At 58.8% G+C, this 20645-nt stretch carries 20 protein-coding genes and 1 tRNA gene; 6 read left to right on the forward strand and 15 right to left on the reverse strand.

Features of this window, described 5'->3' with window-relative positions:
- Positions 1-23: 23 nt before the first annotated feature.
- The gene (locus ACXYMP_RS07440) at positions 24-776 is read right to left on the reverse strand and encodes a cytochrome c biogenesis CcdA family protein (protein ID WP_298566054.1); all 753 of its coding nucleotides are present in this window, start codon (positions 774-776) and stop codon (positions 24-26) included.
- Positions 777-891: 115 nt separating this feature from the next.
- On the opposite strand from ACXYMP_RS07440, the gene ACXYMP_RS07445 reads away from it, so the two are divergent.
- The gene (locus ACXYMP_RS07445; protein WP_298566053.1) at positions 892-1119 is read left to right on the forward strand and encodes a sulfurtransferase TusA family protein; all 228 of its coding nucleotides are present in this window, start codon (positions 892-894) and stop codon (positions 1117-1119) included.
- 74 nt (positions 1120-1193) lie between these two features.
- On the opposite strand, the gene ACXYMP_RS07450 is transcribed toward ACXYMP_RS07445, so the two are convergent.
- Both ACXYMP_RS07450 and ACXYMP_RS07455 read right to left on the reverse strand, forming a co-directional pair.
- Complete coding sequence (locus tag ACXYMP_RS07450; RefSeq protein ID WP_458905417.1) at positions 1194-4007, reverse strand: Rne/Rng family ribonuclease; 2814 nt, start codon at positions 4005-4007, stop codon at positions 1194-1196.
- Between the two features lie 586 nt (positions 4008-4593).
- Positions 4594-7134: a penicillin-binding protein 1A gene (locus ACXYMP_RS07455; protein WP_298566051.1), complete on the reverse strand. Its 2541-nt coding sequence runs from the start codon at positions 7132-7134 to the stop codon at positions 4594-4596.
- Between the two features lie 198 nt (positions 7135-7332).
- Between ACXYMP_RS07455 and ACXYMP_RS07460 the strand changes: the two genes are divergently transcribed.
- Entirely contained in the window at positions 7333-9159 is a 1827-nt protein-coding gene (locus tag ACXYMP_RS07460) for a M3 family oligoendopeptidase (RefSeq protein WP_458905420.1), read from the forward strand.
- Between the two features lie 260 nt (positions 9160-9419).
- Positions 9420-10199, forward strand: a complete 780-nt coding sequence (locus tag ACXYMP_RS07465) for an NERD domain-containing protein (RefSeq protein ID WP_458905422.1) — start codon at positions 9420-9422, stop codon at positions 10197-10199.
- Positions 10200-10287: 88 nt separating this feature from the next.
- Here ACXYMP_RS07465 and ACXYMP_RS07470 read toward each other — a convergent pair whose 3' ends face one another.
- The 4 genes from ACXYMP_RS07470 to ACXYMP_RS07485 form a co-directional block, all read right to left on the reverse strand.
- Positions 10288-10557, reverse strand: coding sequence for a DksA/TraR family C4-type zinc finger protein (locus ACXYMP_RS07470; RefSeq protein WP_298566047.1), 270 nt, complete (start codon positions 10555-10557; stop codon positions 10288-10290).
- Between the two features lie 203 nt (positions 10558-10760).
- Positions 10761-11657, reverse strand: coding sequence for an RNA polymerase sigma factor RpoH (gene rpoH, locus ACXYMP_RS07475; protein WP_298566045.1), 897 nt, complete (start codon positions 11655-11657; stop codon positions 10761-10763).
- Between the two features lie 181 nt (positions 11658-11838).
- Positions 11839-13284, reverse strand: coding sequence for a cardiolipin synthase (gene cls / locus ACXYMP_RS07480; protein ID WP_458905424.1), 1446 nt, complete (start codon positions 13282-13284; stop codon positions 11839-11841).
- Positions 13285-13317: 33 nt separating this feature from the next.
- Positions 13318-14352: an RluA family pseudouridine synthase gene (locus tag ACXYMP_RS07485; RefSeq protein WP_458905426.1), complete on the reverse strand. Its 1035-nt coding sequence runs from the start codon at positions 14350-14352 to the stop codon at positions 13318-13320.
- Between ACXYMP_RS07485 and ACXYMP_RS07490 the strand changes: the two genes are divergently transcribed.
- Entirely contained in the window at positions 14351-14686 is a 336-nt protein-coding gene (locus ACXYMP_RS07490; RefSeq protein ID WP_298566042.1) for a DUF6476 family protein, read from the forward strand. The two genes, ACXYMP_RS07485 and ACXYMP_RS07490, sit on opposite strands and share 2 nt — an antisense overlap.
- A gap of 38 nt (positions 14687-14724) precedes the next feature.
- Here the strand turns inward: ACXYMP_RS07490 and ACXYMP_RS07495 are convergent.
- Positions 14725-14801 (reverse strand) — tRNA-His (locus ACXYMP_RS07495).
- A 106-nt stretch (positions 14802-14907) separates the two neighbouring features.
- Between ACXYMP_RS07495 and ACXYMP_RS07500 the strand changes: the two genes are divergently transcribed.
- Complete coding sequence (locus ACXYMP_RS07500) at positions 14908-15120, forward strand: DUF6324 family protein (protein ID WP_298566041.1); 213 nt, start codon at positions 14908-14910, stop codon at positions 15118-15120.
- A gap of 15 nt (positions 15121-15135) precedes the next feature.
- Here the strand turns inward: ACXYMP_RS07500 and ACXYMP_RS07505 are convergent, their stop codons facing one another.
- Both ACXYMP_RS07505 and ACXYMP_RS07510 read right to left on the reverse strand, forming a co-directional pair.
- Positions 15136-15570, reverse strand: coding sequence for an MmcB family DNA repair protein (locus tag ACXYMP_RS07505; RefSeq protein ID WP_458905429.1), 435 nt, complete (start codon positions 15568-15570; stop codon positions 15136-15138).
- A gap of 396 nt (positions 15571-15966) precedes the next feature.
- Positions 15967-16443 carry a hypothetical protein gene (locus ACXYMP_RS07510; protein ID WP_298566039.1) on the reverse strand — a complete coding sequence of 159 codons (477 nt, stop codon included), beginning with the start codon at positions 16441-16443 and terminating at the stop codon, positions 15967-15969.
- Positions 16444-16670: 227 nt separating this feature from the next.
- Between ACXYMP_RS07510 and ACXYMP_RS07515 the strand changes: the two genes are divergently transcribed.
- Positions 16671-17108, forward strand: coding sequence for a c-type cytochrome (locus tag ACXYMP_RS07515; protein WP_298566038.1), 438 nt, complete (start codon positions 16671-16673; stop codon positions 17106-17108).
- 49 nt (positions 17109-17157) lie between these two features.
- Here ACXYMP_RS07515 and ACXYMP_RS07520 read toward each other — a convergent pair whose 3' ends face one another.
- The 5 genes from ACXYMP_RS07520 to ribB form a co-directional block, all read right to left on the reverse strand.
- A complete protein-coding gene (locus ACXYMP_RS07520) occupies positions 17158-17949 on the reverse strand; it encodes a DUF6782 family putative metallopeptidase (RefSeq protein ID WP_458905432.1) in 792 nt (263 codons plus the stop codon).
- A gap of 84 nt (positions 17950-18033) precedes the next feature.
- On the reverse strand, positions 18034-18336 hold the full coding sequence (locus ACXYMP_RS07525; RefSeq protein ID WP_298566036.1) for a hypothetical protein: 303 nt from the start codon (positions 18334-18336) through the stop codon (positions 18034-18036).
- 154 nt (positions 18337-18490) lie between these two features.
- Entirely contained in the window at positions 18491-18958 is a 468-nt protein-coding gene (gene nusB / locus ACXYMP_RS07530; protein WP_248365650.1) for a transcription antitermination factor NusB, read from the reverse strand.
- Positions 18955-19506, reverse strand: coding sequence for a 6,7-dimethyl-8-ribityllumazine synthase (locus tag ACXYMP_RS07535; protein WP_248365651.1), 552 nt, complete (start codon positions 19504-19506; stop codon positions 18955-18957). Before ACXYMP_RS07535 ends, nusB begins: the two co-directional genes overlap by 4 nt.
- Before the next feature lie 3 nt (positions 19507-19509).
- Positions 19510-20643 (reverse strand): 3,4-dihydroxy-2-butanone-4-phosphate synthase, encoded by a 1134-nt coding sequence (gene ribB, locus ACXYMP_RS07540; RefSeq protein ID WP_458905435.1) that lies wholly within the window; start codon positions 20641-20643, stop codon positions 19510-19512.
- Positions 20644-20645 lie beyond the last annotated feature (2 nt).

Below are 20645 nucleotides of genomic sequence, written 5' to 3' on the forward strand. Positions count from 1 at the left end.
AAAATAAGTCCTTTTCTGAAAGATCAGCCCAAAGCCGCCAGCGCTGGGAAAGTTTCCAGCAGCCAATAGGAAAAGCGCGAAAACCCGCCCGTCAGCATCATCAGACCAATGGTCCACAACAGCAGCCCCATGATCCGCTCGATCCGCTCCATATGGCGCTTCATGAACGCCATGAGGCCCGTCATGCGCGGGAAAAAGGCGGCCACCAGCAAGAAGGGGATGCCCAGTCCGGCGGCATAGACCGCCAGAAGCGTCGTGCCGCGCGTCACCGATCCCTCAGAGGCAGCCAGTGACAGGATGGCGCCAAGCTGTGGGCCGATGCAGGGGGTCCAACCGAAGGCGAAGGCAAGGCCAAGCAGATAGGCACCGAACGCGCTACCGCCTTGGTCGCCCGCGTCGATCCGGGCCTCGCGGTTCAGAAACGGGATAGAGATCACGCCCAGAAAATGCGCGCCGAACACCATCACCAAAACGCCCGCAAAACTCGCGAATAAAGTTTGGTTTTGTAAAAAGAACGCCCCAAAGGCCGAGGCTGCGAACCCAAGAAACAAGAACACCGTGGACAGACCCATGACGAAGAACAAGGCGGCCACGGTCGCCTTGCGCGCAGCCCCTTTCCCTTCGCTCATTTCGCCCATGCTGACGCCAGACATATACGCCAGATAGGGGGGAACGATGGGAAGAACACAGGGGCTGAGAAAACTCAGAATCCCCGCCGCAAAGGCGATAAACAGCGCAGGCAGAAGGCTTGCATCAATGAGATCAAATCCAAACATGCCTTCACATAGCGCGGGAATTGTCCGCCGTCACGTGCCGGTTTGTCACAACTGCGCGACAAATTAGTGCCTCGGGCCGGATAGACAGCGCCAAGCGAAAACCTTATGGGAAGATATGGAGTTCGACGACGACCTTGACGCAGTGGGGCTGCTTTGCCCCCTGCCCGTTCTGAAGGCGCGCAAGCGACTGAAATCGCTGGCTTCTGGTCAGGTTTTGCGTCTTCAAGCGACAGATCCGGCCGCCGTGATTGACGTGCCGCATTTCTGCGCGGAACAAGGCCACATTCTGGTCGGTCAGGAAGAGCACGAAGCAGTTACGCTGTATTTCATCCGCAAAGGCTAACAGGTAAGCCGCGTCGATATTGAACAAAAAAGGCCGGGCGCGATGCCCGGCCTCTTTGTTTCCGCTTCAGGGCATTACTTCCCCAAAGACCACCACCCCTTGCGCTTGGGCTTGGCCGGAGTGTCGGCCTTCGGCTCAGGCTGGGCCGTGGGCGCCGGGGCGCTGGCCATTGCTGGTTCTGGCGCCGGCGCGGGCTTCGCTTTGGCTTTCCCCTCGGCTGGCGCGCTGTCGGCGATGGCATCGGTGGCGTCGGCTGTGCTGTCCTCGGCCTTCTTCTTTCGGCTGGTCGGTGCCCGCTTGCGGGTGACCTTCTTGGGCTTCTCCACAGCGTCTTTGCTGTCCGGGGTTGCCTCGTCAGCCACTGCATCCGCCGCCTTGGCCGGTTTTGCCCGAGACTTGCGCGCAGGCTTCTTCTCTGCGTTTTCGGTCGTCGCATCGGCCGGCGCGCTTTCGTCAGCTTTGACTTTCGGTGTGCGCTTGCGCGGGGCCCGTTTGGGCTTGGCGGGCGCGTCCCCGTCTGCGTCGGGCGCTACGTCGGCAGTGACATCAGACTTTGCCGCATCCGCGGATGCTTCATCATCTTTCTTCTTCGATGTCCGCGTGCGCGACCGCTTGGGTTTCGGCGCATCTTCGCCCGCGTCCGCTGCATCCTTGCCACCACTGTCTTGCTTGACGTCGCCCGCTTCTGCAGGCTCTCCACCGGCATCATCATCCGAGCGGCTGTCGTCATCCTGACCGTTTTGACGATCGTCACCATTGCGCGACGAAGACCGGCGCCGACGCCGACGCCGGCGGCGTTTTTTCGGCTTGTTTTCGTCGTCTGCATTCTCGTCAGAGACAACTTCGGCTTCGACGACCTCTTCGGCCTCGTCGATCTCATCCATCAGTGACGCATTCACCGACACGACCGGGGCTGTTGCCTCGGGCACCGAACGCGTCGCGGTCTTGAACTTCTCGATCGAATAGTCGGGCGAGATCAGGAACGGATCGGCTTCGATCCGAACCGCCATGCCATAGCGCGCTTCGATCTGCGCGATATGTTCGCGCTTGTTGTTCATCAGGAAGTTGACGATGCCAACCGGGGCCTTGACCAGAACCTCGCGTGACCGGCGGCGAACACCTTCTTCTTCCAGCTGGCGCAGGATATTCAGCGCAAGGTTGTCGTCCGAACGGATCAAGCCGGTGCCGTGACAGTGGTTGCACGGTTGGGTGGTGGCCTCGATCATGCCGGGGCGCAGGCGCTGGCGTGACATCTCGGCCAAGCCGAAGCCCGAGATACGACCCACTTGGATGCGCGCTCGGTCCGTTTTCAGCTTGTCTTTCAGACGCTTTTCAACCGCGTTGTTGTTGCGGCGTTCTTCCATGTCGATGAAGTCGATCACGATCAGACCGGCAAGGTCGCGCAGACGCAGTTGGCGGGCGACTTCTTCGGCGGCTTCAAGGTTGGTCTTCAGCGCCGTTTCTTCGATCGAGCCTTCTTTGGTGGCCCGACCGGAGTTCACGTCGATGGCAACCAGTGCCTCGGTGACGCCAATCACGATATAGCCGCCCGAACGCAGTTGAACCGTCGGGTTGAACATGGCCGACAGGTAGCTTTCGACCTGATAGCGGGCGAAAAGCGGCATCGGTTCGTTGTAAAGCTTCACGTTCTTGGCGTGGGACGGCATGATCATTTTCATGAAGTCCTTGGCGATGCGGTATCCGGCCTCGCCTTCCACGAAAACTTCGTCAATCTCGCGCGAATACAGATCGCGGATCGAGCGTTTGATCAAGTTGCCTTCTTCATAAATCTTGGCGGGCGCGGTGGAGTTCAAAGTGAATTCCCGGATCTGCTCCCACAGGCGCTGCAAGTATTCATAGTCGCGCTTGATCTCTGACTTGGTGCGTTTGGCACCTGCGGTGCGCACGATCAACCCGGCCCCTTTGGGCACGTCGATCTCGGTGGCGATTTCCTTCAGTTTCTTGCGGTCAGCGGCATTGGTGATTTTGCGGCTGATCCCGCCGCCCCGTGCTGTGTTCGGCATCAGGACGCAATACCGGCCTGCCAGTGACAGATAGGTGGTCAGGGCCGCGCCCTTGTTGCCACGTTCTTCCTTAACGACCTGCACCAGAAGGATCTGGCGCACTTTGACGACTTCTTGGATCTTGTAGCGTTTGGCGCGTGGCTTGCGGCGCGGGCGAATTTCTTCGGCCACATCATCATCGGCGACGCTTTCGATCTGGTCGTCCTTTTCAGACGCGTCCAGCGGTTCGTCGTCGTCATCGTCGTCATCGTCGCCGTTGTCGTCGGTCTGGCTGTCCGCGTCACTGTCTTGGGCCACGGACTGCTTGTCCGCTTTGCCCTGCGCGACTGTCGTGTCATCGTCCGACGGTTCTTCGACCGGCGTTTCATGGACCAGCTCCATCGGGGATTGCCCTTCAAGCGGGTCGCTCGCACCTTCATCAAGGTCGATCACGTCCAAAGCCGAGCTTGTGGCTTCGACGTCCTTGGTTGCAACCGCATCGTCCGTGCTTGCTTCTTCCGCCTTGGAGCGCGACCGGGGACGTGACCGGCGACGGCGCGATTTGGGCTTTTCATCCTCAGCGGCCATCGCTTCGGCATAGGCGCGTTCTTCTTCTAACAGCGCCTCGCGATCTGCGACGGGGATCTGATAATAGTCCGGGTGAATTTCCGAAAAGGCCAGGAAACCATGCCGGTTTCCGCCATAATCCACAAAGGCCGCTTGCAACGAGGGTTCAACCCGCGTGACCTTTGCCAGATAAATGTTACCAGCTAGCTGGCGTTTGTTTTCTGATTCAAAGTCAAATTCCTCGACCTTGTTTCCATCCACCACCACAACGCGCGTTTCTTCCGCGTGGGTGGCGTCGATTAGCATCTTCTTTGCCATTATGTCTTTCTGCACCCAAATCCGGCGCCCTTCCTGGTGGAAGCGCGCGGTTCATCGGGTGACTTGTCAGGGCGAAGCGATGCAGGGGAAGCGGCAACGCGGCAAGGGGCATGCGCCCCACCGTTCTAGATTGCTCGATCCTCACACGCATCATCGCGTTTCTTCTCCGGTCAAGTGGCGGGTTCCGAGTGATCGGAAGCCAGTGCTTGACCCATTCATTACCCTATCCCAGTCCGGGCATCGGGCGCATTATCCGACAAAGCTGGCTGGCGTTTCGGCCCGGTCCATCCTTGGTCTTCAATTTCCGGCTCCGGCAGCCAGCCCATCTTTTGGGTGCGTTCCGGGGCGCTCTCGGTCTGATTCATCCCGGCCTGCGACTCTTTGGCCTGCAGTCGGTCGATAAAGCAGCGTAACTTTTCGGTGGCCGGGCGCGTCGGCGCGGATCACCTTCCTTGAACATAAGTGGTCCGGCCCCACAAATACAATGGGCAAAATGCGGTTGGCCGCACAAGAATAGTTAACAAAGCGCCGATCCCCCTGCCCGGCAGGGGTTTCGCGTGTCAACAATCTGGCGTTTTGGTGCGCCTTAATACAATCCGCCAGATGACAGCGAACCAAAATCGGCCTTACCGGGCACAACCACACTTTTGCCGGTCGATGTCGTAACCTCGCTGGCCCCGTCGTCCCCTTCGCCACGATTGAACATCGGCAAGTTCACCCCCATGGCAAACCCACCGTCAAACATCACCCCGAACAGAGGCTCTTCGCCGTCACGGAAATATTCAGCAACCACATGATCGCCCGAGGCGTTGTCCGGCAGGCGGGCGCCTGAGAAGCGGTCGATCTTAATGAAATGCCCCCCCGGCGGCACTTTGAATTCCCCGCCGCCATATTCCTTGACGGCTTCCGTCATGAAGCGTTGGAACACAGGCCCGCACATCCCCCCACCCGAGGCGCCGGGCATGGTGCGCGGACGATCATAGCCGATATAACAGCCTGCTACGATGTTCGACGTGAAGCCAATGAACCAGGCATCGCGTTCATCGTTGGTGGTGCCGGTCTTGCCCGCTGTGGGCACAGGCAGATTGACCGCCCGACGCGCGGTGCCGCGTTCCACGACCCCCCGCATCATCGAGGTCAGCTGATAGGCGGTGATCGCGTCCATCACCCGTTCGCGGTTGGACACGATGGTGGGCGCTTCGCCGGCCCCCAGCATCGGGTCGTCGCAATCCGCGCAATCGCGCCGGTCGTGGCGATACACGGTCTCGCCCCAGCGGTCCTGCACCCGGTCGACCAAGGTGGGTTCGACCCGCTCGCCCCCATTGGCAAACATTGCATAGGCGGCAACCATGCGAAACAGCGTCGTTTCCTCGGCCCCCAGAGAGTTCGCAAGGAACGGGTTCATGCGGTCGTAAACTCCGAACCGTTCGGCATAGCCTGCGACCGTATCCATCCCGATTTCCTGTGCCAGCCGCACCGTCATCAGGTTGCGCGATTGCTCGATCCCGGTGCGCAAAGGTGTCGGGCCATAAAACTTGTTCGAATAGTTCTTGGGGCGCCAGATCTTGCCTCCGGCCATAACCTCGATCGGCGCGTCGATGACGATGGTGGCGGGGGAAAACCCGCTGTCCAGAGCAGCCGCATAGACGAAGGGCTTGAAGCTTGATCCCGGCTGGCGCGTGGCCTGCGTGGCGCGGTTGAACACCGAATGCTGATAGCTAAACCCGCCCTGCATCGCCAGAACACGGCCGGTGTTCACATCCATCGCCATGAAACCGCCCTGCACTTCCGGCACCTGCCGCAGGGTCCAGCGAATAAAGCTGCCGTCCTCGTCGCTGGTCATTTGGCGCACGTGGACGACCTCGCCCACCTTCAGAAGATCGCCGGCGACCTGTGCGCGGCGGCCAAGGCTGCCGTCTTCATTGCGACGTCGCGCCCAGGTCACGTCCTTGGCGGGGATCCAGTGGCCGTCGTCATCTTCGTCGACGCCCTCGATGCCCACGCGCGCGTCATTGCCGCCGACCTCCAACACCACGGCCGGGTGCCAGCCAAGGATGTCGCGCGGAAACTTCGTGTCGCCCAAAGCGGCGCGCCATGCGGCCTCGTCGCCCAAAACGTCTTGCGGCAAGGTCACACCAGAGGGGCGATAGACGCCGCGCCCGCGGTCATATTGCTCCAACCCAATGCGAAGGCTTTGGGCTGCAACCTCTTGCAGGTCCGGATCCACAGTGGCGCGAACGGTCAGACCACCGGTGAAAAACTCCTCTTCCCCGAAATCGCGGCTCAACTGACGGCGAATTTCATCCGAGAAGTAGTCGCGCGGCGGCAGCGCGTCGCGGAACGCCGGGAAATCGCCGTTCTGGACGGACCGCAACGGCAGTTCGATCTCGGCCTCATAGGTCGCCTTGTCGATATAGCCGTTCTGAAACATCTCGCGCAGAACATAGTTGCGGCGTTGGAACACCACGTCCTTGGCGCGCACCGGGTGATATTTGCCCGGCGCCTGCGGCATCGCCGCCAGTGTTGCGGCTTCGTGCGGCTGCAGGTCATCAAGCGTTTTGTTGAAATAGGTCTGTGCGGCAGCGGTCACGCCATATGAGTTCTGGCCCAGAAAGATCTCGTTCAGATACAGCGCAAGGATATCTTCTTTGGACAAGGTGCTTTCCAGCCGCACTGACAAGATCAGCTCTTTGATCTTGCGTTCCGCCGACCGTTCCGAGCTGAGCAGGAAGTTTTTCACCACCTGCTGCGGAATGGTCGAGGCGCCCCGCAACTTTCCCCCGCGCGCCGCTTCAAGGGCGGCGGCGGCAATGCCGCGCGGATCAAACCCGGCATGGGTGTAGAAGTTTTTATCCTCGGCCGAGATGAAGGCGTGCTTCACGAGGTCGGGAATCTCTGCCGCTGGGGTGAACAGTCGACGTTCGCGGGCGAACTCATCCATCATCTGGCCTTCACCGGAATAGACCCGGCTGATGGTCGCAGGCGTATAGGTGGCCAATTGCTCGTGGCTTGGCAAGTCCCTGGAATACATCCAGAAAATGCCACCAATCGCCAGCGCGCCCATAAAGACGGCCAAGGTGATGCCCGTAAAGACGGCACCGAATATGCCAAGGATAAATCTGATCACGCGCGCGCCCTCGTGGAAACTGTTGCCTACCTATAAAGGGCGCGCAAGGCCGGGTCAAAACCCCCAAGGGGGGAAAATCGGCTATTTTACGCCCGTGACATCATGCCCAAACATCTGGGCTGCGCCATGGCCGCGCAATGATTGCAACTGCCCTGCCCCCGTCCTATGTCTTGAGCCAGACAACAACCCGGAGGCCCGATGCTTACCACCCTTCCCTTCCCCGTCCGCGATGCCAATGCACAAACCGGTGATATCCCGCTTGAAGGGCTGCCCGAATGGGATCTGAGCGACCTTTATACCTCGCAGGATGCACCAGAACTGGACCGTGATCTGGCGTGGCTGGAAAAAGCCTGTGCGGACTTTGCGGCCACCTATGAAGGCAAACTGGCCGATCTGGACGCGGCGGGCATGTTGGGCTGTGTCGAGGCGTATGAAAAGATCGACCTGATCGGTGGGCGTATCATGTCCTTCGCAGGGCTGCGCTATTACCAGCAGACCACCGATGCCGACCGCGCGCAGTTTTTCCAGAACTGTCAGGAAAAGATCACCGTGTTCACCGCGCCGCTGGTGTTTTTCTCGCTTGAAGTGAACCGGATCGACGACACGGTGCTGGACGGTTGGTTTGCCGCAGACGCGGCCCTTGCGCGTTACAAACCCATCTTCGACCGCCTGCGCGCCATGCGCCCCTATCAACTCTCGGACGAGTTGGAGCGGTTCTTGCACGACAAGTCCTCGGTCGGGGCGTCGGCCTGGAACACGCTGTTTGACGAAACCGTCGCGGGTCTGATGTTTACCGTGAATGGCGAGGAACGCGGGCTGGAAGCCACGGCGAACCTTCTGACCGATCAGGACCGCGAAACCCGTGAAGCCGCATCGCGCGAAATCGCGCGTGTCTTGGGCGAGAACATCAAGATTTTCGCCCGCGTTCACAACACCTTGGTCAAGGAAAAGGATATCGAGGATACGTGGCGCAAGATGCCCAGCCCGCAGACCGGGCGGCACTTGTCCAACCACGTCGAACCCGAAGTGGTCGAGGCCCTGCGCAACGCCGTGGTCGCCGCCTATCCGCGCCTGAGCCACCGCTATTACGAGCTAAAGCGCAAATGGCTGGGGCTGGACGTGATGCAGGTCTGGGATCGCAACGCGCCCCTGCCAATGGAAGATGACAAGCTGGTCGACTGGCCTGCGGCCGAGAAAATCGTCATGGACGCCTATGCCGATTTTGATCCGCGCATGGCCGAAATCGCCGCGCCCTTCTTCTCGAAGGGTTGGATTGATGCGGGCGTAAAACCAGGCAAGGCGCCGGGCGCGTTTGCGCACCCCACGGTCACCAATGTTCACCCCTACGTGATGCTGAACTATCTGGGCAAACCCCGCGACGTGATGACGCTGGCGCATGAACTGGGCCACGGTGTCCACCAAGTGCTGGCAGCTGATCAGGGCGAGATGCTGTCATCCACCCCGCTGACGCTGGCTGAAACAGCCTCTGTCTTCGGTGAAATGCTGACCTTCCGCAAGCTATTGAGCGAAGCCAAGACCAAGGCGGAAAAGAAGGTCATGCTGGCGGGCAAGGTCGAGGACATGATCAACACCGTCGTGCGCCAGATCGCCTTTTATGACTTCGAATGCAAACTGCACGAAGCCCGCGCGGGCGGCGAGTTGACCCCCGACCAGATCAACGCAATCTGGATGAGCGTTCAGGGCGAAAGCCTTGGCCCGGCATTCGAATTCATGGACGGGTATGAAACCTTCTGGTCCTACATCCCGCATTTCGTCCATTCGCCCTTCTATGTCTATGCCTATGCCTTCGGTGACGGGCTCGTGAACGCGCTTTATGCGGTCTACGAAGAAGGCGACGCGGATTTTCAGGACAAGTATTTCGAGATGCTGAAAGCCGGCGGTTCAAAACATCACAAAGAGCTTCTGGCCCCGTTCGGCCTTGACGCCTCGGACCCGAAATTCTGGGACAAGGGGCTGGCGATGATCGAAGGCTTCATTGATGAGCTGGAAGCGATGGAGGATTGATGCTTAAGCAACAACGCAGCCTAATATTTTGGAATGACCGCTTAGCGGGACGAAGCTGCCGTTTATCCTGTGCGCACGAAGGGCTGCTATGGAACTGAAAGTAATTTCGATTGGAGATGCGCCTTGCATGTTCACTAAGAAGGACGTTGCAGTTTCTCAAGTTGCTAAAACATGAACTAAATCATTGGAAACAATCGACAGAGGCGCCATCCAAGATGATAGTGGATGCAATCGGTGACAAAATAATGGCGTGAGTTCTAATGCTAAAGTTCCTTCTAAAGTCCGCAATCTGGGCGGTCGAATCTAGTTACAACACGCCTGAAAGAAAGGGGGCCAGAGGTGAACGGCTGGTTCACAATGCGCTCACATCTGTTCTGAACGAACAAGAGTATCGGGTTTTGACGGATATAATCTTGCCAATCGCCGGTGGCACAACTCAGATTGACCATCTTGTGCTATCTCGCCATGGGATATTTGTGATCGAAACCAAGAATATGTCTGGCTGGATTTTTGGTGGTGCCGACCAACAGAAATGGACGCAGGTGCAAAAGCGCAGCAAACGTAGATTTCAAAATCCACTTCGACAGAACTATGCACACGTAAAGGCCGTGCAGGAAATTCTACAGATCGATCAAGAAGCTCTACACAATCTTATTGTGTTTACCGGGACAGCCGAACCAAAGACGGCAATGCCGGATAGCGTTGCTTGGGGTTTGGAAGACCTTGGCAGACTTATCGCGCTTCAAAGGAAGCAGATACTAACTGATGTGCAAGTTAACGCCTACGTGAAAAAACTGCGCGATCAGGCTCTGGATAACACGAAGGCAATGCGCAATGAGCACCTGAAAAATTTGGAAACGAAGGCGGCAGCCAAGAAGCAGACCCCAGTCAAAAAAAACGCTGTCAACTTGGATCAATCAGCATGCCCGAAGTGTGGCAAAGAGATGGTTAAACGGACTAACGGCAAGACAGGTGATGCTTTCTGGGGCTGTGCGAGTTTTCCTAAGTGCAGAGGTACTCGAAAAGCTGCAAATCGTTGACGGCTTGTCCAGTCGCATAGCGGACATCCGTACAAGTCGCAGCATTCGTTGAAATGGGCTCAAACCAGCCGTTGCCAGCAAGTCTCCCTCACTTCAACTGGCTGTCTTTCGAGCCGCGCCTGTTGAACCCCGGACGCGACTTGAAGGCTTCATCCCTGTCCTGCATGCAATCGATGCACAGCTTCACGCCGGGCAAGGCCATGCGCCGGGCCTCGGGGATTTCTTCCTCGCATTCTGCGCAGTGGGTGCGGCTTTCGCCCACAGGCGACTTTCGCGCGCGTATCCGCGCAAGCTCATCCTGAACCGACGCGTCAATTTGTTCCTGAACCGCGCCGTCGCGCGCCCAACCTCCTGCCATAGTGCCCTCCGTCTGTAGATAGACCCAGCGTTCAGTATAAATTGGTGCAAACAGGGTCCCGTTTCAATGGGACGGCTATGATCTCGGCGGTCTGGGCCAGCTTGCGCCTGTTCGCGACTTGCCCCTATCCAACCAGATGACATGAGAAAACCGACCCGGCGGACCGGGTCGGTCATGTTGTAATCTGCGAGGCGCGCGTGGGGTCAGGCGTCCTCGAACAGACCTTTTTCCGACGCGAGTTCCTGCATCCGCTTTTGCAGTTTTTCAAAAGCGCGCACTTCGATCTGGCGAATACGTTCGCGGCTGACATCGTAGACGCCCGACAGATCCTCAAGCGTGACAGGTTTGTCTTTCAGCCGACGCTGGGTCAGGATGTCTTTTTCGCGATCGTTCAAAACATCCATGGCTTGCGCCAAAAGCTCGCGGCGCACCGTAAGCTCGTCATGTTCGGCATAGTCGCCCGCCTGATCGGCGCTTTCATCTTCAAGCCAGTCCTGCCACTGCATCGCCCCTTCGCCATCGGCCGAGACGGTTGCATTCAAAGACGCGTCCCCGCCCGACAGGCGCCGGTTCATCGAGATCACCTCGTCTTCGGTGACATTCAGGTCATTTGCGATCCGGGCCACGTTTTCCGGGCGCAGATCGCCGTCTTCCAACGCACCAATGCGCGATTTCGCTTTGCGCAGGTTGAAAAACAGCTTCTTTTGCGCCGACGTCGTGCCCAGCTTGACCAGGGACCACGACCGCAGGATGTATTCCTGAATGGCCGCGCGAATCCACCACATGGCATAGGTCGCCAAACGGAAACCTTTTTCAGGGTCAAAGCGCTTTACGGCCTGCATCAGGCCGACATTCGCTTCGGAAATCACTTCGGCCTGTGGCAAGCCATAGCCGCGATATCCCATCGCAATTTTCGCCGCCAGACGAAGGTGCGAATTCACCATCTGGTGGGCCGCATCGCGGTCTTGGTGATCCACCCAGCGCTTGGCCAGCATGTATTCCTGCTCCGGTTCCAGCATCGGGAATTTCCGAATCTCCTGAAGATAGCGGTTCAATCCACCTTCTGGCGTCGGGGCCGGCAAGTTCTTATAGTTGCTCATCTTCGCATAACTCTCCCACTTGTCCCGTCAATGTTGCGGGGCTTAACATTGAAATAAGACCCCGCTCAAAGATTTCAAGTGCTGTGTCCGTCATTTTCATGAACAATACATGAACTTGTTTGTTGCGTTTTGGAAGGGTTTGACATGAATTCTCACGCGGTCGTGCAGAAAGTTGCAGCCCCTACAGAAGCGGCGCAAGCATCCCGATCGAGTTGATCAGAATCCGGCGCGGAACGGACCAGGCGATGACGTTTTCGCGCTGCACGCTGATCGACATCGACAAGAAGGCCTCTTGCCGCTGCCGGATCTCACCAACGACATCCGTGTCGACCAGCATGACACTGTTTTCATAGTTCAAATCGAAACTGCGCCGATCCAGATTGGCCGACCCGACCAAGGCGGCCCGCCCATCGACGCTGATGACTTTGGCATGCAGCAAGCCCGGCTGAAACTCGTGAATTTCCACCCCGGCGTTCAGCATTGCGCGGTAGAAACTACGCGAGGCAAAGGCAACCACGTGGCTGTCATTGTTGGCCGGTAGGTTGATCTGCACCCGCACACCGCGCAGGGCGGTGGCGCAGATCTGCTGATGCAACGCTTCCGAGGGCACATAGTAGGGCGTGGTGATCACCACCTCGTCCTGCGCTGAGGCCAAAAGCATCTGGATCATGTCGGGCACGGCCTGAATGCTTTCTGTCGGGCCGGACCCTGCCATCACGGCCGGGAACCCGCCCTCGTTCGTCAAGCTATCCCGATCCAGGATGGCCGAAATGTCGTCACCGCCATGCACCATCCAGTCCGACACGAAAAGCCGCTGCGCCTGCCACGCCACCGGGCCTTTGATGCGCATCATCAGATCGACCCAAGGCGCGAATTTTGCTTTCACCCGAAACGCCGCATCTGCGCAGTTCTGGCTGCCGACATATGTGATGTCGTGGTCGATCACCACAATCTTGCGGTGATTGCGGATGTCGAGCCTACGGAAAAACGCCGACACCAGCGGAAACCGAAAGGCGAAGGCCACGACCGTGTCCACGCCACCTTCTTTCAGGCGCGTCCAAAGCGGATCAGACAACAGGCGCCGTGACCCCAAGCCATCGACGATCACGCGCGCCTTGACGCCACGGGCGGCGGCACGGATCAGTGCCTCGGCTACGCGGGTGCCGTTGTTGTCGGCCAGCCAGATATAGAACAGCACATGCGCGTGATCCGTCGCCGCGTCGATGTCAGCGACCAGCCAATCGATGCTTTCGTCGCTGTTGCTGGTGACGGTCGCCCGGTTGCCGGGCACCGGCTTAAACCCGTTGACGGACGCCGCGCGAGCAAACGCCTGCCGATACAAAAGTGGCAATTGCGCGACCTGCGGCTCTCCTTTCGGAAGCTTAGGGAGTTCGTGATGGAGGTCTTTGAGTTTCTTGTCTGATCGTCGGTCTGCGCTGGTATCACCCAGAAAGAAATAGGCAATGACGCCAACCAGCGGCAAGGTCAGGATCACCACGCTCCACGCCAGTCTGGACGCCGCCGAGCGGTGTTCGCGTGTCACGGCGCGGGCAATGGTCGCAAGGTCCAGAAAGAACAGGACCACGGCCCAGATCGCGCCCCACGACCCCCAAGAAAGCTCTGTCATACCTGCCTTTGCCCCACCGATGCCGGTGCGCGATCAACCGTCGCGCAGGATTTCGATCAACTCTACCATATCTGCGGGGATGGGCGCTTCAAAGCTTAACTTCTCGGCGGTGATTGGATGTTCGAACCCCAACGTCGCGGCATGGAGCGCCTGACGTGGAAAGGTGCGTGCGGCCTCGATCGCGGCGGGTCCGATCGCCTTGGCGTTCAGTTTGCGGCGTCCGCCATAGGTTGGATCACCGATCAGGCCATGACCCGCATGGGCCATGTGGACACGAATTTGGTGGGTGCGTCCGGTTTCAAGCCAGCATTCGATCAGCGCAGCCTGCGCAGGCGCGCCGTAAGTTTGAAGAATGCGTGCACGGGTCACCGCATGACGCCCACCGGAAAACAGGACCGCCTGTTTTTGCCGGTCGGTCTTGTGGCGCGCCAACTGCGTGGTGATCTTCAGGATGTTGCCCTTCTCAAAGCTTGCCCCCTTGATCCCGCCCAAACGCGGGTCGGCCTGATCAGGGGCACCGTGCACGACCGCCAGATAGTGACGTTCGGCGGTGTGGGCCTCGAACTGTTTGGCCAACCCGTGATGGGCTGCGTCCGACTTGGCCACCACCAGAAGGCCTGATGTGTCCTTGTCGATCCGGTGCACGATACCGGGGCGTTTTTCGCCACCCACACCCGACAGTTCACCGCCAAAATGGTGCAAAAGCGCGTTGACCAGCGTGCCTGTGGGCGTGCCGGGCGCGGGATGCACCACCATGCCGGCGGGTTTGTTGACCACAATCAGGTCAGCATCTTCATAGACAATGTTCAGCGGGATATCTTCGGGGCCGATATGGCTTTCTTCGGCCTCGGGCACGTGGATCTCAAACAGGTCACCTTCGGCCACCTTGGCGCGGGGGTCGTCGATGACGACGCCGTCGCGCATGACCGCCCCGTCTGCGATCAACCGTGCCAGCCGCGACCGCGACAGGCTTGCTACCTCTGGCACATCGCGGGCAATCGCCTTATCAAGGCGCTTGGGTGGGTTTTCCGCGATGGTAACCCCGACGATACGGTGCGATGACGACATGAACGACACTCCTGAACAGGATCTGGACGCGGCGCTTGAGGCATCTGTGGGCCACGGCACCGTGCGGTATCTGAAAACTCTGGTGACGGCCATGACCCTCACCACGATTGTGGGCCTTGTAGTGCTGGTGGGCGTGGTTGTCATGCGTTTCTCGCAAACCACACCCGATCAGACAACGGCCCCCGCCCTGCCCGACCATATCACCCTGCCAGATGGGGTCACGGCGAACGCGGTCACGTTTGGCCCGGACTGGTATGCAATTGTGTCAGGCGACGAAATACTGGTTTTTGACCAAGGCTCAGGTGATCTGATCAAGCGCATACAGGTCCGCTGATCCTTTGCGATCTGACCAATATTTCCGGCTTTGGAAGATGGTACCGACACCCCGGCTCGAACGGGGGACCTCTTGATCCACAATCAAGCGCTCTAACCTACTGAGCTATGTCGGCACGCAGGACGCATTTACCCGCCACGCGCAGGCATTGCAAGAGGTCGCCGCTTGAAAAATGCATGAAAGGCCTCTAACCCCAAAGGGATAGTTTCAGGAGGCCAGACATGGGCATCAACGACGAAAGCGAAATCGACGCGAACCTTCAGATCGGACCAACTTCGCTTGGGATGGTGCGGCTTTACGTCGAAGGCGGCGGCGTCGAGCTGCCGATGGATTTTGAGCCGGAAGAGGCCGAAGAGATCGCCGAAGAACTGCGCGTGGCCGCCGCACAGGCGCGCGCGATGGCTGAGGGTGGAAAAGGCAAAAAGGGTAAGTAGGGGTCATAACCCCTTTCAGACATTGACCAATCCCGCCACGCCCGGATCGCGAAACCCCTGCAGGCGCCGCGCCGCGTGGGCCGCAAATTTCTGCACCATCACCTTGCGGCGCGCCGGCGCCAGCTTGTCCTCAGGCCCCATGCGAATAATCTCGGCGTCATAGCTGTCGGCAATGATCAACCCGGTGCCGTCGGGCAGAAGCTCGGTCGGGAAATCGGCGTCCACCGCCCAAAAATACCTATCGCACCAATCCAGATAGCCCTGCCATTTCTGATCCGATGTGAAGTCAACCCGCGAGGATTTGCATTCGATCACCCAGACCTCACCCTTCGGGCCAAGCGCCATTACATCGACGCGCAGCCCACGCGTCGGCACCAGCTCTTCGACTGTGACAAAGCCGTGGCCAAGCATGTGGCGACACACACCGCGCGCGAGCAACTGGCCAGGCATCAGGGATTGGTTTGGCATCTCCATGGGCCTAACATGAACAATTGGTGAACAAAATGTCAATGGGGCGCGCTGGCGTGCCAAATCTCTCCCCTTGTAACAGCCCGCTTTGCAACCTATCTAGGCTGTGGCGGCTTCTGCCCTTCTCGTCCCATGCGGGTACAATTCCAGTGGCCTTAAGCAATTCCGAGGGAGCTGGCTCTGTCCGGACCCTGGTTCGGTTACCCGGCGCCCACCTGTATATACAGGTCCTCGGGAATTCAGACCCCGACGGATGCGTGCGGTTCCGCCACCTTCTATCTCTCTTTCGTGGGTCCCGGTTTGTGGGCCACCGCACTGCGTGACAGGACCCAACCGGCGCATCACTCCGCTTACAGAAGCAACACCGCCGTGCGCAGCTTAGCTTTGCGCGGCACAGGTATAGACGAACCTGTCACCCTTGTTGGTGAACCACGTGGCTTGCCCCGTGCGCCTGTCCAACGTGAACTTCCATTCGTAACTTAGGTTGCTGCCAATCCCCACACCGTGCTGTGCGTTGAAGCGAACGGCCTTGGGGCCGGCAATCGCTGTCACTTTGCTTGAAGCATGGGTGTGTGCGGTCTTCCAGTCGCTGGTAATCTCCACCAGCGTGGGTGGTGCGTCGCTGCCGTTCAGCCCCCATCCACCATTTGGAGCGCAGGCGACGGCATCCCCGAGATAGCTTGCCTGAATGCAATGCAGGGGTTCGTCAAATTGCGAAGGAGCCCAAAGCTCCAAGGTCACTGTGTCGCCCGCTTCTCCACTGCAAATGATCCGCTCTACTGCGGTTTGCGCCTGTGCGGCACATGGCAAAAACGCTGAAGCCAAACAATAGCCAGCCAATATGAACTGTCTCATGGGGTCGTGTCCTCGCAATTTAGTCTGCGTAGTCGCAATAAGCTTAGGCCCCGTCAGAACGCACTACAATGAGGCAAATCATGGCACCAATTCGTGCGAGGCGCATAATGGGAGTGTTCACCTGAAAGGACTTAGATCTCGGTGACATCCTACGTTCCCAAATCGGTTCTTTCACATCAACCGCGCTTTGCGACGCCTCGCAAGCGCAGAGAAGGAGGAGCGTACCAATGTTTGTTTTTACACATTTCACCAAAGCAGCGAGCGCTATCGCAATGGTCAGTGGGCTTACCCTATTGGTGGGATTGGCCCCTGCAATCGCCGACGGACACGAGGTAGGTGCAAAAGAATACAGTATTTCCTGTCAATCGTGCCACGGAGCCAAAGGCCTTGGCGACGGGGAAATGGCGATGCACCTGAACGTCCGACCATCAAATCTGACGCTGATCTCAAAAGAGAACGATGGAGTCTTTCCGTTGCTCGAAGTGTTTCAGATCATCGACGGCCGCCAAGAGGTCAGGGGCCATGGTGCGGAAGCGATGCCAGTCTGGGGCGCGCGCTATTCCGAGGATATCGGCGACACCTACGGGCCATATGGTGGCGAACAGGTGATACGCGCCCGCGTTCTGGAGTTGGTGTTCTATCTCCAGTCGATCCAGAAAATGTGAACTTTGGGGCTTTCTTTAACCGGAAAGCCCTTCACCACGGCCGGGGTATTTACCGCGATCTGGCGTGCCCGTTCGCATCATCACACGGATAGCGCGCACCATCTGACAGCACGCATAGATCGTTCAGGAAGCTTTGTGGCAACGACTTGTAGCTCGGCAACAGGTGTGTTTCGTCTTGGCGATCCAGAAAATCGCTGCAACTGGCGACATAGTATGAACGCCAACGCAGATCCAGATCATACCATTGTGCGAATGCCTTCGTCACCGCGACCGTCGTGTTGCCTGTCGCTTTCATCTCCTGTGCAAATCGATCAGCAATATCGCTTTGCATGGACCAGGACGAAAGCGCCTCCCATGTCAGCGGGTGGCCCATAGCAGACAGCTCCCACGCGGCCAGCAAACTGATCGCACTGGCATCGGCCTCCATCGCCGCGACGGCCCGCGCGTTGGCTTCCATTGAGATGTCGTTTGATGGGCAAAATCCGCGCCGGAACTGGTCTGCGTGGCGCAGTTCATGAAGCAATACTCCTTGTTTTAGCGCGTTGGGCATATCACGCTGCAAAACAATGGTGTGTTCTGCACCAACATATTCCCCCAATGACGTATGAGCAAAATCGGTAAGGCAGATTTTCGGCATCTTGTCAGGCGACGCATCCAGACCGCGAAAAACCGTGTCGAGCACGGGTGCGATCGCCGCATGGAGCTGGGATATCTGTTTTTGATCAGCTGAAGTCGCAGGCTCGGTCGCCGGGACAAGACACGATGTCGTTGGCGGCACGGATGTTTGCCCGCTGCAAAGCGTTGGCAGGGCCGCCAGAAGTGGCGCGACAAGAAACCTCATTCTGCGCAGACTGCTAATCTTTCAAAGCGCATCCGCCTGAAAGACGATGGCCTTGTCGCAACACGGGGCTGACGGAAAGCGATATCACTGACGAGGCGCGTGCACTTCCACGCGCACGGGAATAGTCGTGGCAACGGGTTGGCGTTTGCCCCCTTTCGGGGTGTCGTCACGTTCCATTCGCATGATCACGATGGCAAACTGAACGCCGGCAAACACAATGCCGTTGAACATGAACAACATGGTCACGGCGATCCAGCCAATGTCGGACGTGGTCACAAGGTGCCAGAGATTGCCAACATTGGTATAAAGCAGAAGGCCCACGAAGCTCGCGGACAAGCCAAATCCGATGAGCACCTGCTTGATATATAGGCTGACGAGTTTTGGCATGACGCTCCCTTTCTTGGCTCACTCTTTCAACTTAGCGCAATCACGCAGGACTTAAAGAGGCAAGCCGTCGCAGGCGCGCGCTCGGCGGGCGGATGCTCAGAACGCTTCGGGCTTCGCCTCAAAGCGATAAACTGGTCGGACGTCGCCCGCTGCGTTAAAACGCTTCGGGCTTTGCCTCGCGGGCCATATGATCCAGCACGGCGTTGGCAAATTTGCCCTCGTCGCTTTCCGGGAAGAAGGCTTTGGCGATGTCCACGAACTCGGTGATCACCACTTTTGGGGGCGCTTCGCCTTGGATTAACTCGGCGCCTGCCGCACGGAACAAGGCGCGCAGGGTCGGGTCGATACGCCCCAGCGGCCATTTCGCCACCAGCGCCCGATCGGTCATTTGGTCGATTTTCGCCTGATGGGTCAGCGCATCCTCGACCAGTTTTCGAAACAGGCGGCTGTCGCCTTCGACCATCGCATAGTCGTCGAATTCCTCGCCGAAGCGGTGGTTTTCGAACTCAACCATCACCCGGTCGGCCGTTTGCCCCGAGGCTTCCATCTGGAACAGCGCCTGCACCGCGAAAAAGCGGGCGGCGGATTTCATCTGGCGTTTCTGATTGCCGGAAAGCGTCATGCGGTTGGGGTATCCTTCGTGTCACCGGCAAGCTTGATCGAGTCCGAGATCGACTTGAACCCGATACCTTTGCTTGCGCCGGCCCATTTGCGCGAAAGCGCGACCAGATGCAAGGCCGCAGCCGCCGCCCCGCCGCCTTTATTTTGATCTTTGGTGTCCGCGCGCACCTCGGCCTGCTTTCGGTTTTCCACCGTCAGGATGCCATTGCCGATGCACAGCCCTTGCAGCCCCATCATCTGGATCGCGCGCGAGCTGTCATTGCAGACCGTGTCGTAATGGGTGGTTTCGCCCCGGATCACACAGCCCAGCGCCACGTAGCCATCGAAATTCGACAGACGATCGGCCATCGCTATCGCGGTGGGCACTTCCAGTGCACCGGGCACCTCGACCAGATCCCATGTACCGCCTGCGGCTTCGATTTCGGCCTTCGCACCGGCGACCAGATTGTCGGCAATGTCTTTGTAGTAAGGCGCCACGACGATCAGAAGTTTCACCGGCTTATCGAAGCTCGGACGGTCGAGAACGTAATGCTGTTCAGCTTTGGCCATGGGTCAATCCTTCTGAATAGGGCGAGTGCCGGTGATGGTCAGGCCATAGGCATCCAACCCCACATAGCGGGTATCAGGGCTGTCGGTCAGAAGCACCATATCATGCAGACCGAGGGCTGACAGGATTTGCGAGCCAAGCCCGATTTGGCGCACCGTGCGCGGGCCGTCATCATCGTCATTGGCATGCAGCGTCTTGCGGGGTTCACGGAACAGGCAGACCACGCCCCTGCCCTCGTCCGCGATGATCTGCATGGCGCGGGGCAACTCATCTGCGGGGCGTGGGCCAAGGCCCAGCACATCCTGCGCTTCCTGCAGCGCATGGGTCCGCACCAGAACCGGGTCCGGCGTGGTGATGTCGCCCTTGATCAGCACCACATGTTCGATGTCGTGGGTCAGGTCGGTGAAAATCCGCATCTCCCAGTCACCACCATATTGCGAGGTGACGTTTTCGCGCGAGGTCTCGCGCACCAGATTGTCGTGACGGCGGCGATAAGCGATCAGGTCCGAAATGGTGCCGATCTTCAACCCATGTTTTTGGGCGATGTCCACCAGTTCCGGCAGCCGTGCCATCGTCCCGTCTTCGTTCATGATCTCGCAGATCACACCGGCAGGGGTGCGCCCGGCCAGACGCGAGATATCCACCGCGGCCTCGGTATGCCCTGCCCGCACCAACACGCCACCATTGCGGGCGCGCAGGGGGAAAACGTGACCGGGGGTCGCGATTTCGGCTGGGCCGTTTTCGGGGTCGATGGCAACTGACACGGTCAACGCGCGGTCAGCGGCGGAGATACCTGTGCTCACGCCTTCGCGGGCCTCGATCGAGGTGGTGAACGCGGTTTCGTGGCGCGAGGAGTTATGCATCGACATCATCGGCAGGCCCAGCGCTTCGATCCGCGCGGCCTCCATCGGCAGGCAGATCAGCCCGCGCCCGTAAGTGGCCATGAAATTGATGGCGTCGGCGGTGCAGGCATCGGCGGGAATGACGAAATCGCCCTCGTTCTCGCGATCTTCGTGATCGACAAGAATATACATCCGACCCGCCCGCGCGTCTTCGATGATCTCTTCTGCGGACGAGATGGCATCCGACAAGCTGGCCTCGACCGGGCCGGGCGTTTCATATGTGCTACGATCAGACATGG

The organism is Aliiroseovarius sp. CAU 1755, from assembly GCF_054482655.1.

Bases quoted from the DNA above. Each gene is read 5' to 3' on its own strand.
- ACXYMP_RS07440 (WP_298566054.1), bottom strand. From the start codon at position 776: ATGTTTGGATTTGATCTCATTGATGCAAGCCTTCTGCCTGCGCTGTTT.
- ACXYMP_RS07445 (WP_298566053.1), top strand. From the start codon at position 892: ATGGAGTTCGACGACGACCTTGACGCAGTGGGGCTGCTTTGCCCCCTG.
- ACXYMP_RS07450 (WP_458905417.1), bottom strand. From the start codon at position 4,007: ATGGCAAAGAAGATGCTAATCGACGCCACCCACGCGGAAGAAACGCGC.
- ACXYMP_RS07460 (WP_458905420.1), top strand. From the start codon at position 7,333: ATGCTTACCACCCTTCCCTTCCCCGTCCGCGATGCCAATGCACAAACC.
- ACXYMP_RS07465 (WP_458905422.1), top strand. From the start codon at position 9,420: ATGCTAAAGTTCCTTCTAAAGTCCGCAATCTGGGCGGTCGAATCTAGT.
- ACXYMP_RS07470 (WP_298566047.1), bottom strand. From the start codon at position 10,557: ATGGCAGGAGGTTGGGCGCGCGACGGCGCGGTTCAGGAACAAATTGAC.
- rpoH (WP_298566045.1), bottom strand. From the start codon at position 11,657: ATGAGCAACTATAAGAACTTGCCGGCCCCGACGCCAGAAGGTGGATTG.
- cls (WP_458905424.1), bottom strand. From the start codon at position 13,284: ATGACAGAGCTTTCTTGGGGGTCGTGGGGCGCGATCTGGGCCGTGGTC.
- ACXYMP_RS07490 (WP_298566042.1), top strand. From the start codon at position 14,351: ATGAACGACACTCCTGAACAGGATCTGGACGCGGCGCTTGAGGCATCT.
- ACXYMP_RS07485 (WP_458905426.1), bottom strand. From the start codon at position 14,352: ATGTCGTCATCGCACCGTATCGTCGGGGTTACCATCGCGGAAAACCCA.
- ACXYMP_RS07500 (WP_298566041.1), top strand. From the start codon at position 14,908: ATGGGCATCAACGACGAAAGCGAAATCGACGCGAACCTTCAGATCGGA.
- ACXYMP_RS07505 (WP_458905429.1), bottom strand. From the start codon at position 15,570: ATGCCTGGCCAGTTGCTCGCGCGCGGTGTGTGTCGCCACATGCTTGGC.
- ACXYMP_RS07510 (WP_298566039.1), bottom strand. From the start codon at position 16,443: ATGAGACAGTTCATATTGGCTGGCTATTGTTTGGCTTCAGCGTTTTTG.
- ACXYMP_RS07515 (WP_298566038.1), top strand. From the start codon at position 16,671: ATGTTTGTTTTTACACATTTCACCAAAGCAGCGAGCGCTATCGCAATG.
- ACXYMP_RS07520 (WP_458905432.1), bottom strand. From the start codon at position 17,949: ATGAGGTTTCTTGTCGCGCCACTTCTGGCGGCCCTGCCAACGCTTTGC.
- ACXYMP_RS07525 (WP_298566036.1), bottom strand. From the start codon at position 18,336: ATGCCAAAACTCGTCAGCCTATATATCAAGCAGGTGCTCATCGGATTT.
- nusB (WP_248365650.1), bottom strand. From the start codon at position 18,958: ATGACGCTTTCCGGCAATCAGAAACGCCAGATGAAATCCGCCGCCCGC.
- ACXYMP_RS07535 (WP_248365651.1), bottom strand. From the start codon at position 19,506: ATGGCCAAAGCTGAACAGCATTACGTTCTCGACCGTCCGAGCTTCGAT.
- ribB (WP_458905435.1), bottom strand. From the start codon at position 20,643: ATGTCTGATCGTAGCACATATGAAACGCCCGGCCCGGTCGAGGCCAGC.